We start from the raw sequence: 14,526 nt of genomic DNA, 5'->3' as shown, positions 1-14,526 counted from the left end.
CGGAGAGGTAGACCCTCTCCGACGCTGACCGGGCATGCGATTCCACCATGATCAGCCCCCCCTGCGTGACCGTCTGATTATGGTAAGTGATCGTTCGACGGAACTCCTATAACCGGGCATCCTTTTCCGGGGAGTTGGCGAACCGAACAGGAGGAGGGCGCGTGTCCGATGCGATCCAGGCAGTCATGCCGGACGGAACCTCGATATGGGTGCACGTCGACGACGAGGACGAGGGCCCCCGGGACACCAGCTTCGGTGACCGCCTGTCACGGCGGCTCAGCGATCTGCCTCAGACCCTGGAGGCCGTCACGCGCAGCGTCAGGTCCGGACTGCGGAGTGCGGCTCCGGACGAGGTGACGCTCGAATTCGGCATCGAAATCGCGGCGAAGAGCGGCCAACTGGTGAGCGTCGTGACCGAGGCGGGAGGCAAGGCCACCCTCAAAGTGACGGTCACCTGGCGTAACGGAGGGCCTGCCGTGGGCAATGTGACGGCGGCACCCGGTGAGGAACCCGAAGAGGCGACTGAATAGCGCGTCGAGGGTGGTTTCGGTGATGCGGTCGGTGCCGCCGCGGATGGAGGTGCCGGCGGCTGGGCGCGTGAGTCGGGTGAGGGAGCCGGTGCGGAGGAGATCGTTCGTCGGGAGGTGCTCTCTTCAGACTCGGGCCTTCATGAAGCGGGCTGACCGGACGGGTGTTCGTGTCGGCCCACTCCGAGGAACAGGGCGCCCGCGACCTGGAAGAAGACCTTCGGACACCACCGGCTCGTGACCTCCGTGGATCACGGAAGCGGGGGCTCCGGCTGCGGCTGTTCGGGCGGCGGAGGCGGAGAGTTGTCGGACATGCGGTCCCCCCACGGGAAGTCGATCAAGCGGGGGACTTACGGTACGTGGCCCCACCCGCACCACCGGCACCACCCGTGCAGAAAGCGAACGGACCCCATGGGCGAGCTGATCCTCATCCGGCACGGCGAGACCGAGTGGTCCCGCTCCGGGCAGCACACGAGCTGGACCGACCTCCCGCTGACCGCCACCGGAGAGCGCCAGGCCCGCGCCCTGGTCCCGCTCCTCGCCGACCGGAACATCGGCCTCACCCTCGTCAGCCCCTCGATCCGGGCCCGGCGCACCGCCGAGCTGGCCGGGCTCCACGCCCCGCGCGTCACCCCCGAGCTGCGGGAGTGGGACTACGGCGGCTACGAGGGCATCACCACCCGGGCGATCCGCCGCACCCGCCCCTTCTGGAACCTCTGGACCGACGGCGTCGACCCCGGCTCCGACGAGCACCCCGGCGAGAGCCCCGCCCAGGTCGGGCAGCGCGCCGACCAGGTGCTCGCGGGCGTCCGGTCGGCCGCCGAGGGGCTCGGGAGCGCAGACATCGCGCTCGTCGCCCACTCCCACTTCCTGCGCGTCCTCACCGCCCGCTACCTCGGGCTGACCCCGGCCGAGGGGCGCCTCTTCCAGCTCGCCACCGGCGCCGTCTCCCGGCTCGGCACGGAACACGGCGGACCGGTCGTCACCGCCCTCAACATGGCCCTGCCCGAAGCGCTTCAGGACGCCTAGGAGGCCCAGGACGCCTGGAACGCCGTGCGGCCGGCACCCCTTCCTCGGGGTACCGGCCGCACGGATCACAGGACGGGTGTCAGGAGATCAGCTCCACCTCCGCCAGCGTCGCCGCGCCCGTCAGCACCAGCCGGTACTGCGCGTACGCCCCCGGCCGGTCCACCGAGAAGGCCCGCGTCTGCTTGTCCCAGGCGAAGGCCTGGCCCGAGCGGTGGTCCAGGTCCTTCCAGCTCTTCCCGTCGGACGAGCCCTGGAGCGTCCACCCCTTCGGGGCCTTGTCGGCCGCCGCCGAGGTCAGCGTGTACTGGAGCGCCTTCGTGGACGCCGTCACCGGCAGCTCCACCGACGTGACCTCCGCCGAGGTGGCCGAGGTGTTGTCGAAGAGCGCCCCGCCACCCGTCAGCACATCGCCCTTGGGGGCGGGTGCCTTGTCGTCCCGCTGGATGGAGACCGGGGCCGCGTCCTTGCCCGTGCCCCAGGTGGACGGCTTCGGGCCCATGTCGAACTCCAGCGTGCCGCCCTTGGCCAGCACGTCGTGGGGGAGCGCGGTGGAGGTCCACTTCTTGCCGTTGACCTTCACGCCCTGCACGTAGATGTTCGTCGCGCTGTTCTTCGGCGCCTTGACGGTCAGCTTGCGGCCGTTGTCCATGCGGACGGTGACCTTCTTGAAGAGCGGCGAGCCGATCGCGTACTCCCCGCTGCCCATCACCAGCGGGTAGAAGCCGAGCGAGGAGAAGAGGTACCACGCCGACTGCTCGCCGTTGTCCTCGTCGCCGTGGATGCCCTGCCCGATCTCGCTGCCGACGTAGAGGCGGCTCAGCACCTCGCGGACCTTCTCCTGCGTCTTGTGGGGCTGCGAGGCCGCGTTGTACATGTACGTGGCGTGGTGGGCGACCTGGTTGCTGTGCCCGTACTGGCCCATCCGTACGTCACGCGCCTCGGTCATCTCGTGGATGACCCCGCCGTAGCTGCCGACGAACTCCGGGCCCGCCGTCTCCGGCGTCGAGAAGTACGTGTCCAGCTTCTTGCCGAGCCCCGCGCGGCCGCCGTACAGGTTGGCCAGGCCCCGGCTGTCCTGCGGGGCGGTGAAGGCGTAGCCCCAGCCGTTGGTCTCGGTGTAGTCGTAGCCCCAGACGCGGGGGTCGTAACTGTCCGAGGGGAGGCGCCAGTCGCCGTTGGGCTTCTTGCCCTGGAAGAACCCGGCCTTGCCGTCGAAGAGCTTGACGTACTTCTGCGCCCGGTTGAGGAAGTACTCGGACTCCTCCTTGTACCGCGCCTTCTTCGTCTTCTTGTACAGCTCCTGGCCCATGCGGGCGATGCCGTAGTCGTTGAGGTAGCCCTCCAGCGACCAGGACAGGCCCTCGTGGGTGGCGGTGTTGGCGTACCCGGTGAAGACCGAGGTCTCCATGCCCTTGCGGCCGACGCCCGAGGAGGGCGGGGCCACCGTGGCGTTCTTGACCGCCGCGTCGTACGCCGCCTCCGCGTCGAACTTCACGCCCTTGACGTACGCGTCCGCGAAGGCCACGTCCGAGCTGGTGCCGGTCATCAGGTCCGCGTAGCCGGGGGAGGACCAGCGGGAGGTCCAGCCGCCGTCCTTGTAGTGCTGCACGAAGCCGTCCACCAGCTCACCGGCCTTCTTCGGGGAGAAGAAGGAGTAGGCGGGCCAGGTCGTGCGGTAGGTGTCCCAGAAGCCGTTGTTGACGTACACCTTGCCGTCGACGATCTTCGCCCCGGTCTGCGTCGGGGTGTCCGTGCCGGTCGGCTTGGAGAAGGGGCTGGCGTACTTGTCCTTCCCGTTCACCTTCTCGTGGCCGGAGTTCGGGTAGAGGTAGAGCCGGTAGAGGCTGGAGTAGAGCGTGGTGAGCTGGTCCTCGTTCGCGCCCTCGACCTCGATCGTGCCCAGGATCCTGTCCCAGGCCTGCTGCGCGGTGCGCTGCACCTTCTCGAAGGAGGTGGACGCCGGGATCTCCATCGCCAGGTTCTTCTTCGCCTGGTCGACGCCGATCAGCGAGGTGGCCAGGCGCAGTTCGACCGTGCGGTCCTTGCCCGCGTCGAAGCGGAAGAAGCCGGTCACGTCGTCGCCGCCCCCGCCCTTCAGCATCCCGCTGTCCGTTACCGGCGCGTCGAAGACGCCGTACACGAACATGCGGGTCGCCCCGGTGGAGAGGCCGCTCTTCACGTCCGTGTAGCCGGAGAAGGAGCGGGTCCCGGGGTCCAGGGTGAGGCCGCCCGCGTTCGACACGTTGTCGAAGACCAGGCTGGCGTCCTTGCCGGGGTAGGTGAACCGCATCCGGGCCGCGTGGTCGGTGGGCGTCATCTCGGCCTTGAGGCCGTTCTCGAACGTGACGCCGTAGTAGTGCGGCTTCGCCACCTCGTTCTCGTGCCGGAACGGCAGCGCGCGGGCCGTCCGGGCGGCGTCCGGGGTGCCGGCGGCGGCCGAGGGCATCACCTGGAAGGTCTGCCGGTCGCCCATCCAGGGGCTCGGCTCATGGCTGGCGCTGAAGGCCTGGAGCGTGGGGAGGTTGTCCTCGTTGTTGCCCCGGTGGTAGTCGTACAGCCAGCTCAGCGAACCGGCGTTGGTGACCGGCGTCCAGAAGTTGAAGCCGTGCGGGACGGCGGTGGCCGGAATGTTGTTGCCGCGCGAGTAGCCGCCCGAGGAGTTGGTGCCGCGCGTGGTCAGCGCGTAGTCCGACAGATGTGCCTTGCGCTTCTCCGGCTTCTTCGGCTCGATCACGATGTCGTCGACCCAGCCCTGGAACTTCGCCGGGCCCTTGTCGGAGTCGTACGCCACCAGCACCCGGTCGACCGTCTTGCCCGCGGCGACCGCGCCGATGCGCGAGGAGACCTTGTTCCACTGGTTGACGTAGAGCCGCTTGGCATCGCCCTGGCCCTGCGGGGTCAGCAGCCCGCCGTGGCTGTCGGTGGCCTTCAACTGGCTGAGATACGTACCGTCGGTGAAGGCGAGGTCCACCGCGATATGGGTCGCGGGGTAGTTGAGGTCCGTCTCGCCCATCTGCGGATAGACCAGATAGGACAGCTCGGTGTCCTTGGTGACGGCCGTGTTCACGTCGAAGACCTTGTTGTACGAGTACGCCCGGCCGTCCGCCTGGTGCGTCCCCGCGTACCGCAGCGCCTTCTTCCCCGTGAACCCCGCGCCCGCCTTGGCCGTGGGCGAGCCGGAGGGGCCCCGGTCGGCCTGGCTGCGCATCTCGTCCGGGACCGGCGCGGAGGTGTCACCGTTCGAGAACTGAACGTCGGCGAGCTGGAGGATGTCCGACGCGCCGTTGTTGGCCGTGATCTCCAGCCGGAAGTGCCGGTAGGCGGTGTCGGAGGCGAAATCGTACGACTTGGTCTCGTGGCGCTTGGCGAAGGTCTCGCCCGTACGCCGGTCGAGGTCGGTCCACTCCTTGCCGTCCGCCGAGCCCTTGAGCGTCCAGTCCTTGGGGTCGCGCGGGGCGTGGTCGTTGGCGGAGGTGAGCGCGTACGTCACCACCTTCACCGGCTCGTCCAGGTCGAACTCCACCCAGCCGGTGGGCTGGAACGCCAGCCACTTGGAGGCCGGTTCGACGTCGACCAGATTCTCCTTGACCTCGCCGCCCGCGGTGTTCTCGGCGCTGGCGCGGACCTCGGTCACCCGGTCGGTGACATTGCCCGGTATTCCGGAGGAGAATCCGCCGTCGACCCCCGATGAGCGCTCTGTGCCATCCGGCCCCTCTTCTACCGTGTTGCGCCAGTCCGGCTGCTTCTCGTCCGCCTCGAAGGAGGAGCGGAACGTCCGTTCGCCGGACGGCTTCCGGTCCGCGTCGGACGGGCCGGCGACGGCGGCCGTGGGGGCCGCGAGGGCCAGGGCGAGTGATGCCGCGAGGACGGCGGCCGTGCGGCTCCGTCTCGTACGGGCGGCGCCGCTGAGGGCCCTTCCGGCGCCATGGTGGAGACCTCGTGGTGGCTGCATACCGAGCCATTCCTCCCCGGAGCGTGCTTGGACAACGTTGTCATAGCGGGATGCAAGGTCCAGTAGGGAGCCAAGTGACAGGACGTGTCAAGGGTGTTGCCTCAGGTGCGGTCCGTGAATCGGCCGTAACGGGAAAAAGCTGCCCCCGGAACAGGGCGTACGGTGCCGAGGAGCCCACGAGGTCTCAACTCGGGAAAGACTGTCGCTCCAACCTGCATTCGATCTTGCTCAGTTGGCGACAAGTGGACTATACCTGTCGCCATCCGCGCAGCCGTTGCAACGGCCGCGCATATGGGGGGAGAACAGGGGACGGTCGCCGGGGTGTCGAGGACGCCCTGGCTGTACGGTTCTCCGACCACCCCCACCGCCGGTTCTTTTCTCCGGTACACCTGCATATCTGCATGACCCGAGCGCAACTGACCGCGGTGGCGGGGCCCTTCGCCTGAGGCGAATTTTCGACGGGTGACCGGTACACCGCCTGAGTCCTGGAGAAGGCGAGGACTTGAGCATGGGATCCACCTCCGCTCACAACAATGAGGGCCTTGGCCGTCGCGATCTGATCAAGCGTTCCGCCGCACTCGGCCTGATCGCTGTTCCGACGATGAGCTTCCTCTCCGCCTGCGCGAGCGGCAGCGGCGACAGCGACGACAACAAGGTCGCCAAGGGCGAGAAGTCCGACAAGAACCCGCTGGCCGTCAACGGCAGCGCCCCGCTGGAGATCGTCATCTTCGACGGCGGGTTCGGCACGAAGTACGCGGAGGAGGCCCGGGACGTCTACAAGAAGACCTACCCCGAGGCGCAGATCAAGTTCTCCGCGACGCAGAAGATCCAGTCGGTCCTCCAGCCGCGCTTCAACGGCGGCACCCCGCCGGACCTGATCGACAACTCCGGTGCCCAGCAGATGGACACGGGCGTCCTGGTCGGCAAGAAGCAGCTGACCGACCTCACCCCGCTGCTCGACGCCCCCTCCATCGACGATCCCTCCAAGACGGTCCGCGACACCCTGCGGCCCGGCATCGTCGAGATGGGTCGCTTCGACGGCGACCAGGTCTGGGTCCTGTACTACGCCTACACGGTCTACGGCGTCTGGTACTCGCAGACCGCGCTGGACAAGCTGGACGCCACGTACCCGGAGACCTGGGACGAGATGCTCGCGCTCTGTGAGAAGGCGAAGAAGAAGGGCATCGCGGGCTGGACCTACCCCGGCAAGCACCCGTACTACATCCCGTTCTCGCTCTACCCCTTCATCGCCAAGATCGGCGGCGTCGAGGTCCTGAACGCCATCGACAACCTGGAGCCGAAGGCCTGGGAGCACCCGGCGGTCAAGGCGGCCTTCGAGGCGTACTACGAGCTGTTCGCCAAGGGCTACATCCTCAAGGGCACCCCCGGCCTGGACCACCGCGGTTCGCAGGGCGCCTGGGCCCGCGGCAAGGCGCTGTTCATCCCCAACGGCTCCTGGCTGGAGAACGAGGAAGCGGCGATCATCCCCAAGGACTTCAAGCTCTCCGTGGGCGCCCCCTCCAGCCTCGACTCCTCGGACAAGCTGCCCTTCGGCACCATCTGGGCCTCCGGCGGCGAGTCGTTCGTCGTCCCGTCCAAGGCGAAGAACCCGGCGGGCGGCATGGAGCAGCTGCGCATCATGCTCAGCGAGGCCTCCTCCAAGTCCTTCACCACCAACACCAAGTCGCTCTCCGCCTTCAACGGCGGCACCGACGGCATCGAGCTGTCGGACGGTCTGAAGTCCGGTGTCGCCGCGCTGGAGAAGGCGGGCACCAACGTGGTCAACCCGCGTCTGCAGGACTGGTACGTGAAGCTCCAGAAGGAGCAGATCGGCGTTGCCGCGCTCGGCGAGATGATGGCGGGCCGCGCCACCCCGGCCGAGACCATCAAGAAGATCCAGGCCTTCGCCGACGCGACCGCCAAGGACCAGTCCATCAAGCACTACAGGCACCAGTGACCACGCGTCATCAGCGGCGGCAGCTCGGGGAAGGTCGGAGTCGGTAACGATGCAACACGGTAAGTACCGGTTCATAGTCGGGTTCTTGGTGGTCCCGATGGCGTTGTACGTCATCTTCGTCATCTGGCCCTTCATCCAGTCCATCTACTACTCGTTCACGGACTGGACGGGGCTGAGCCCCGACTTCACGATGGTCGGGTTCGACAACTACACCAAGATGCTCGACGACGACATCTTCTGGAAATCGCTCCAGCACAGTGTGCTGCTGGCGGTTCTGCTGCCGCTGGTGACGCTGGGCCTCGCGCTCTTCTTCGCCTTCATGCTCAACGTGGGCGGCCGGCGCCGCAAGGGCGCCGCCGTCACCGGCGTACGGGGCTCGGGCTTCTACAAGATCGCCTACTTCTTCCCGCAGGTGCTCTCGATCGCGATCGTGGCCATCCTGTTCCAGTTCGCCTTCGACCCGGCCCAGGGCATGATCAACGGCATCCTCAAGGCCGTCGGTTTCAACGACGTGCCGGACTGGCTGGGCGATCCGCAGCTCGCGCTGTGGGTCATCATGGCGGTCCTCGTCTGGTGCACCACCGGCTTCTTCGTGGTGCTGTTCTCCGCGGGCATGGCCTCCATCCCCAAGGACTTCTACGAGGCCGCCCTGCTGGACGGGGCGAGCCGCTTCACGACCTTCTTCCGGATCACGCTGCCCCTGCTGTGGGACACGGTCCAGTCCGGCTGGGTCTACATGGGCATCCTGGCGCTCGGCGCCGAGGGCTTCGCCATCGTCCACATCATGAGCGTCGGCCCCGGCGGGCCCGACTACTCGACCACCGTCCTGCCGCTGTACGTCTACCAGTCGGCGTTCCGTGACGGACAGGCGGGCTACGCGACCACGATCGGTGTCGCCCTGCTCATCGTGACGCTGGCGTTCGCCGCCATCGTCATGCGGGTGGGCCGGCGCGAGCGGCTGGAGTTCTGATGAAGACCACTGACACCCCTCCCTCCGGCACCGACGAGGCCAGGGTTCCGGCCCAGCGTGCCGGGACGGCCCCCAAGGGCTCGTCGGCTCCCGCGAAGAAGAGCGAGGGCCAGGTCCTCAACGTCTTCTCGCACGGGATGCTGATCCTGTGGGCGATCATGGTGGTCCTGCCGCTGTTCTGGGCGGTGATGTCCTCGTTCAAGACCGACACGGACATCTTCAACACCCCGTGGTCGCTGCCCGGCTCGCTGAGCTTCGACGCCTGGGGCCGGGCCTGGAGCCAGGCCCATATGAGCGAGTACTTCCTGAACACCATCCTGGTGGTGGGCGGTTCGCTCGTCGGCACCCTGGTCCTCGGCTCGATGGCCGCGTATGTGATCGCCCGCTTCGAGTTCCCGGGCAACCGGTTCATCTACTTCCTGTTCGTCGGGGGCATGAGCTTCCCGATCATGCTGGCGCTGGTCCCGCTGTTCTACGTCATGGACAACATGGGGCTGCTGAACACGATCCACGGCCTGATCCTCGTGTACATCGCGTACTCGCTGCCGTTCACCGTGTTCTTCCTGACCTCGTTCTTCCGTACGCTGCCGACCTCGGTGGCGGAGGCGGCGATCATCGACGGGGCCTCGCACACCCGGACGTTCTTCCAGGTGATGCTGCCGATGGCCAAGCCCGGCCTGATCAGCGTCGGCATCTTCAACTTCCTGGGGCAGTGGAACCAGTACATGCTGCCGACGGTGCTCAACACCGACCCGGAGAAGCGGGTGCTGGCCCAGGGGCTGGTGGAGCTGGCCGCGAGCCAGGGGTACAAGGGCGACTACTCCGGCCTCTTCGCGGGCCTGGTGATCGCGATGCTCCCGGTGCTGGCGGCGTACATCATCTTCCAGCGCCAGGTTGTCTCCGGCCTGACGGCGGGGGCGCTCAAGTAGGTCACGCGCGGCCGGAAGCAGGTCTCGCGCGGACAGAAGAAGGTCACCTTTTCACAACGGCCCGGTGTCCCGGCGGAGGAGTCTCCGCCGGGACACCGGGCCGTCGCGCTGTGCGCGCATGCTCAGGTCTTGACGGGAGGCACCCCCGAACGGTCAGCTTAGAGTTCACATGTTGGAGGAAGCCGGGGTGCCATCGCTGCCTCCCCGGCCGGGGCGGTCCTCTCCGGACCGCCCGCCAAGGGCAGGAGTGGATGAGTCGATGGAGACTCCCGGGTCGCAGACATCGCTGCACAGGGCCAATCTGGAGCGGGTCGTACGCGCCGTACGGATGGCCGGTTCGCTCACCCAGGCGGAGATCGCCCGGAGCACCGGGCTCTCCGCCGCCACGGTCTCCAATATCGTTCGGGAGCTGAAGGACGGCGGAACGGTCGAGGTGACGCCCACCTCGGCGGGTGGCCGCCGGGCCCGCAGCGTCTCCCTCAGCGGGGACGCGGGCATCGTCATCGGCGTCGACTTCGGCCATACGCACCTGCGCGTCGCCGTCGGCAACCTGGCTCACCAGGTGCTGGCCGAGGAGTCCGAGCCGCTCGACGTCGACGCCTCCTCCGCCGAGGGGTTCGACCGGGCGGAAGTGCTGGTCAAGCGGCTGATCGAGGCCACCGGAATCGGTCCGGACAAGATCATCGGAGTTGGGCTCGGCGTCCCGGGACCCATCGACGTGGAGTCCGGAACGCTGGGCTCCACCTCCATCCTGCCGGGCTGGACCGGCATCAACCCGAGCGAGGAGCTGTCGGGCCGCCTCGGCGTCCCGGTCTACGTCGACAACGACGCCAACCTCGGGGCGCTCGGCGAGCTGGTCTGGGGGAGCGGCCGGGGCGTCAAGGACCTCGCGTACATCAAGGTCGCCAGTGGTGTCGGCGCCGGGCTGGTGATCGACGGGACCATTTACCGGGGCCCCGGCGGCACGGCCGGCGAGATCGGCCACATCACGCTCGACGAGTCGGGCCCGGTCTGCCGCTGCGGCAACCGCGGCTGCCTGGAGACCTTCACCGCCGCGCGGTACGTGCTGCCGCTGCTCCAGCCCAGCCACGGTCCCGGGCTCACCATGGAGCGGGTGGTCCAGCTGGCCCGCGAGGGCGATCCGGGGTGCCGCCGGGTCATCGGGGACGTCGGCCGCCACATCGGCAGCGGTGTCGCCAACCTGTGCAATCTGCTCAACCCCAGCCGGGTGGTGCTCGGCGGCTCGCTGGCGGAGGCCGGGGAGCTGGTCCTGGGGCCCATACGGGACTCCGTCTCGCGGTACGCGATCCCCAGCGCGGCCCGGCAGCTGTCGGTGCTCCCGGGAGCCCTGGGCGGCCGTGCCGAGGTGCTGGGCGCCCTCGCCCTGGTGCTGAGCGAGATGGGGGATTCAACCCTTTTGGAGAGCGCCCTCCCCGCAGCGACTCCTGCCTTCACTTAGATAACGAATGGCACCGTTGTCATCTCGTTAAGGATTTACTCCTTGACGCTGGCCCTGCGGCCGAGTTGACTTCCAGCCACCTCGGCCGCAACGTCGCGGCCTCGTCAGGGAGGTTCGAGAATGAACACGCGTATGCGTCGTGCCGCCGTTGCCGTTGCCGCCACCACCATGGCGATCTCGCTGGCCGCTTGCGGGAGCGCCAAGGAGTCCGGTGACAAGGCCGAGCAGGGCTCGGAGAAGAAGGGCGACGACCTGAAGATAGGTCTGCTCCTCCCCGAGAACCAGACGGCCCGTTACGAGAAGTTCGACCGGCCGATCATCGAGAAGAAGATCAGCGAACTCACCGGCGGCAAGGCGAAGGTCACCTACGTCAACGCCAAGCAGGACGCGACCATCCAGGCGCAGCAGATCGACACGATGATCACCAACAAGGTCGACGCGCTCATCGTCGGCGCGGTGGACGCCAAGGCGATCGAGAACAGCATCAAGAAGGCCAAGGCCGAGGGCATCCCGGTCGTCGCCTTCGACCGCCTCGCCGAGGGCCCCATCGACGCCTACACCTCCTTCGACAACGAAGAGGTCGGCCGCGCCCAGGGCACCGCCCTGCTGGAGGCGCTGGGCGACAAGGCCGACGGCAGCGCCACCATCGTGATGATGAACGGCGCCATCACCGACCCGAACGCCGCGCTCTTCAAGACGGGCGCCAAGTCCGTCCTCGACGGCAAGGTGAAGTACGGCAAGGAGTACGACACCAAGGAGTGGAAGCCGGAGAACGCCAACGCCAACATGGAAGCGGCGATCACCGCGCTCGGCAAGGACAAGATCGACGGCGTCTACTCCGCCAACGACGGCATGGCAGGCGGCATCATCACCGCCCTGAAGGCCGCCGGTCTGTCCCCGCTCCCGCCGGTCACCGGCCAGGACGCCGAACTGGCGGGCGTGCAGCGCATCGTCACCGGTGAGCAGTTCATGAGCGTCTACAAGTCCTACCCGGCCGAGGGTGTCGTCGCCGCCGAGATGGCCGTGGCCCTCGCCAAGGGCGAGAAGCTCGACTCGATCGCCACCTCCAAGGTCGACAACGCCAGCCAGAAGGGCATCCCGACGGTCCTCGTCCCGGTCGTCTCGCTGACCAAGGACAACATCAAGGACACCGTCATCAAGGACGGCATCTACACCATCGACGAGATCTGCACCGGCAAGTACAAGGCCGCCTGCGACTCGATCGGTCTGAAGTAGGCCGCAGGGACCGGCCGCCGCCCCGTGCGGGCCGGTCCCGCCCCGCCGTACGCCCGCCGCGACCCCGCGAAGGCGCCACGGCACCCCCTGCCGCGCCCGCGCCCGCCGCACAGCGGTCCGCGCGCGCCACGAGGCCTGTCCGGTGCCCCGCCCACCAACCGTCCCGCTGCCGGGCGGGGCGCCGGATGGAACGCTTCCCCCCAATTTCTGTTCTTCTGCTCGACCGCCGCGCCTTCCCCCGGGCGCGGCATCCCCGCCGGTCAGGCGGCGAAGGAGATGGTTCACGTGACCGCTACGCCCGTGTTGGCGTTGCGAGGGGTCTCCAAGCGATTCGGTGCCGTCCAGGTACTCACCGATGTAGAGCTTGAGGTCCACGCCGGCGAGGTGGTCGCCCTGGTGGGCGACAACGGTGCCGGGAAATCAACGCTGGTCAAGACGATCGCCGGAGTGCACCCCATCGATGAGGGAGTCATCGAGTGGGAGGGCCGGGCCGTACGGATCGAGAAGCCGCACGACTCCCAGAACCTCGGTGTCGCGACCGTCTACCAGGACCTCGCGCTCTGCGACAACATCGACGTCGTCGGCAACCTCTACCTCGGTCGGGAGCTGCGCCGCTTCGGCATCCTCGACGAGGTGGAGATGGAGCGCCGCTCCCGCGAACTGCTCTCCACGCTCTCCATCCGCATCCCGAGCGTCCGCATCCCGATCGCCTCGCTCTCCGGCGGCCAGCGCCAGACCGTGGCCATCGCCCGGTCGATGCTCGGCGAGCCCAAGCTCGTCATCCTCGACGAGCCGACCGCCGCCCTCGGCGTCGAGCAGACCGCCCAGGTCCTCGACCTCGTCGAGCGGCTGCGCGAGCGCGGCCACGCGGTCATCCTCATCAGCCACAACATGGCCGACGTGAAGGCCGTGGCCGACAAGGTCGCCGTGCTCCGGCTGGGCCGGAACAACGGTGTCTTCGATGTGAAGACCACCTCCCAGGAAGAGATCATCTCCGCCATCACGGGCGCCACGGACAACGCCGTGACCCGACGTGCGGCGCGCAACGCGGAGGTTTCCCAGTGACCACCGACAAGTCGGCCACCTCGCCGGCCAAGACCTCCGACCCGGCGGACGCCCCGCCGGTCGGCAACCCGGAGGCCGCCGAGGGCGCCGCCACCGTCGTCGACCCCCGCCTCCTCATCCGCGAGCAGGGTTTCGCCGGGTACGTCGCCGAGTTCAAGCGCAAGATCAGCGGCGGCGACCTGGGCTCGATCCCGGTGGTCGTCGGCCTCGCGATCATCGCCATCGTCTTCCAGAGCATGAACTCCGAGTTCCTCTCCGCGAAGAACATCAGCGACATCGCCACCACGATGGTCGCCACCGGCATGATGGCCGTCGGCATCATCTTCGTCCTGCTGCTCGGCGAGATCGACCTCTCGGTCGGCTCCGTCTCCGGTGTCTCCGGCGCCCTCGTCGCGGTGCTCAGCGTCACCCAGGGCATGAACGAGTGGCTGGCCATCGTCGTCGCCATCGTCAGCGGCGCGGTGATCGGCGCGATCCACGGCTTCTTCTTCGCCCGGATCGGCGCGCCCGCCTTCGCCGTCACCCTGGCCGGCCTGCTGTTCTGGCTCGGCTTCATGCTCCAGCTGCTCGGTGACTCCGGCACCATCAACCTGGACGGCGACGGCGTGGTCGGCCAGCTGACCACGTACTACTTCACCGATGTCGCCGCCGCCTACGGGCTCGCCGCCGTCTCGGTGATCGGCTACTTCGCCGCCGCCTTCCTGGACACCCGCCGCCGCGAGGCCGCCGGCATCCCGGCCCGCCCGATCGCCGACATCGTGCTGCGCACCGCCGTCCTCGCGGTGTTCGCCTTCGCCGCCGCGTACATGTTCAACCAGTACCGCGGCCTGCCGCTCGCCCTGGTCCTCTTCCTGATCGTCCTGGTCGGCACGGACTTCCTGCTGCGCCGGACGGCCTACGGGCGGAAGATCTTCGCGCTCGGCGGCAGCGTCGAGGCCTCCCGGCGCGCCGGTATCAACGTCACCGCCATCCGGATCTCCGTCTTCTCCATCGCGGGGACCTTCGCGGCGATCGGCGGCCTCTTCTGGGCCTCCAAGATCGCGGCGGCCAACCAGGGCTCCGGCACCGGAGACCTGCTGATGAACGTCATCGCGGCGGCCGTCATCGGCGGCACCAGCCTCTTCGGCGGCCGCGGCCGCACCTGGAACGCGCTGCTCGGTGTCATGGTGATCGTCTCCATCCAGTACGGACTGTCGCTGGAGGGCATCGCCACGCCGATCCAGTACATGATCACCGGTGGTGTGCTCCTGGCCACGGTCGTCATCGACTCCGTCACCCGGAAGACCCAGAAGACCGCGGGCCGCGCCTGACCGCGCATCCCCGCAGTGCCCGGTGCCCCACGGGGGTACCGGGCACCCGTGCGTCACCGGCCGCCCGTATTCGAACACAGGCTCCGGCTGCC

10 protein-coding genes are annotated in these 14,526 nt (G+C 68.2%); 9 read left to right on the top strand and 1 reads right to left on the bottom strand.

Annotated elements, in window-relative coordinates:
• The first annotated feature begins 161 nt into the window (after nt 1-161).
• Both DJ476_RS05640 and DJ476_RS05635 read left to right on the top strand, forming a co-directional pair.
• Nucleotides 162-530, top strand: a complete 369-nt coding sequence (locus DJ476_RS05640) for a CU044_2847 family protein (RefSeq protein WP_103420449.1) — start codon at nt 162-164, stop codon at nt 528-530.
• Between the two features lie 408 nt (nt 531-938).
• A complete protein-coding gene (locus tag DJ476_RS05635) occupies nt 939-1,556 on the top strand; it encodes a histidine phosphatase family protein (protein WP_103420447.1) in 618 nt (205 codons plus the stop codon).
• 79 nt (nt 1,557-1,635) lie between these two features.
• Here the strand turns inward: DJ476_RS05635 and DJ476_RS05630 are convergent, their stop codons facing one another.
• Nucleotides 1,636-5,508 (bottom strand): GH92 family glycosyl hydrolase, encoded by a 3,873-nt coding sequence (locus tag DJ476_RS05630; RefSeq protein WP_112489994.1) that lies wholly within the window; start codon nt 5,506-5,508, stop codon nt 1,636-1,638.
• Nucleotides 5,509-6,016: 508 nt separating this feature from the next.
• Between DJ476_RS05630 and ngcE the strand changes: the two genes are divergently transcribed.
• The 7 genes from ngcE (at nt 6,017) to DJ476_RS05595 (ending at nt 14,434) form a co-directional block, all read left to right on the top strand.
• Nucleotides 6,017-7,465, top strand: coding sequence for an N-acetylglucosamine/diacetylchitobiose ABC transporter substrate-binding protein (gene ngcE / locus DJ476_RS05625; protein ID WP_103420443.1), 1,449 nt, complete (start codon nt 6,017-6,019; stop codon nt 7,463-7,465).
• Between the two features lie 49 nt (nt 7,466-7,514).
• On the top strand, nt 7,515-8,435 hold the full coding sequence (locus DJ476_RS05620) for a carbohydrate ABC transporter permease (RefSeq protein WP_103420441.1): 921 nt from the start codon (nt 7,515-7,517) through the stop codon (nt 8,433-8,435).
• Nucleotides 8,435-9,364, top strand: coding sequence for a carbohydrate ABC transporter permease (locus DJ476_RS05615; protein WP_103420439.1), 930 nt, complete (start codon nt 8,435-8,437; stop codon nt 9,362-9,364). Before DJ476_RS05620 ends, DJ476_RS05615 begins: the two co-directional genes overlap by 1 nt.
• Nucleotides 9,365-9,623: 259 nt before the next feature.
• Nucleotides 9,624-10,823 (top strand): ROK family transcriptional regulator, encoded by a 1,200-nt coding sequence (locus tag DJ476_RS05610; protein ID WP_112489993.1) that lies wholly within the window; start codon nt 9,624-9,626, stop codon nt 10,821-10,823.
• 120 nt (nt 10,824-10,943) lie between these two features.
• Nucleotides 10,944-12,059, top strand: coding sequence for a sugar ABC transporter substrate-binding protein (locus DJ476_RS05605; protein WP_070202454.1), 1,116 nt, complete (start codon nt 10,944-10,946; stop codon nt 12,057-12,059).
• A gap of 276 nt (nt 12,060-12,335) precedes the next feature.
• Entirely contained in the window at nt 12,336-13,124 is a 789-nt protein-coding gene (locus DJ476_RS05600; protein ID WP_029395340.1) for an ATP-binding cassette domain-containing protein, read from the top strand.
• Nucleotides 13,121-14,434: a sugar ABC transporter permease gene (locus DJ476_RS05595; RefSeq protein WP_103420437.1), complete on the top strand. Its 1,314-nt coding sequence runs from the start codon at nt 13,121-13,123 to the stop codon at nt 14,432-14,434. The genes DJ476_RS05600 and DJ476_RS05595 overlap by 4 nt, the downstream gene beginning before the upstream one ends.
• Nucleotides 14,435-14,526 lie beyond the last annotated feature (92 nt).

It is taken from the genome of Streptomyces bacillaris, from assembly GCF_003268675.1.
GTDB lineage: Bacteria > Actinomycetota > Actinomycetes > Streptomycetales > Streptomycetaceae > Streptomyces > Streptomyces bacillaris.
The sequence above is the reverse complement of the archived record's forward strand: the minus strand, read 5'-3'. Positions and strand labels throughout refer to the sequence as shown.

Excerpts from the sequence above, each read along its gene's own strand:
- DJ476_RS05630 (WP_112489994.1), bottom strand. The coding sequence starts at position 5,508 with ATGCAGCCACCACGAGGTCTCCACCATGGCGCCGGAAGGGCCCTCAGC.
- DJ476_RS05600 (WP_029395340.1), top strand. The coding sequence starts at position 12,336 with ATGGTTCACGTGACCGCTACGCCCGTGTTGGCGTTGCGAGGGGTCTCC.
- DJ476_RS05615 (WP_103420439.1), top strand. The coding sequence starts at position 8,435 with ATGAAGACCACTGACACCCCTCCCTCCGGCACCGACGAGGCCAGGGTT.
- DJ476_RS05635 (WP_103420447.1), top strand. The coding sequence starts at position 939 with ATGGGCGAGCTGATCCTCATCCGGCACGGCGAGACCGAGTGGTCCCGC.
- DJ476_RS05610 (WP_112489993.1), top strand. The coding sequence starts at position 9,624 with ATGGAGACTCCCGGGTCGCAGACATCGCTGCACAGGGCCAATCTGGAG.
- DJ476_RS05605 (WP_070202454.1), top strand. The coding sequence starts at position 10,944 with ATGAACACGCGTATGCGTCGTGCCGCCGTTGCCGTTGCCGCCACCACC.
- DJ476_RS05620 (WP_103420441.1), top strand. The coding sequence starts at position 7,515 with ATGCAACACGGTAAGTACCGGTTCATAGTCGGGTTCTTGGTGGTCCCG.
- ngcE (WP_103420443.1), top strand. The coding sequence starts at position 6,017 with ATGGGATCCACCTCCGCTCACAACAATGAGGGCCTTGGCCGTCGCGAT.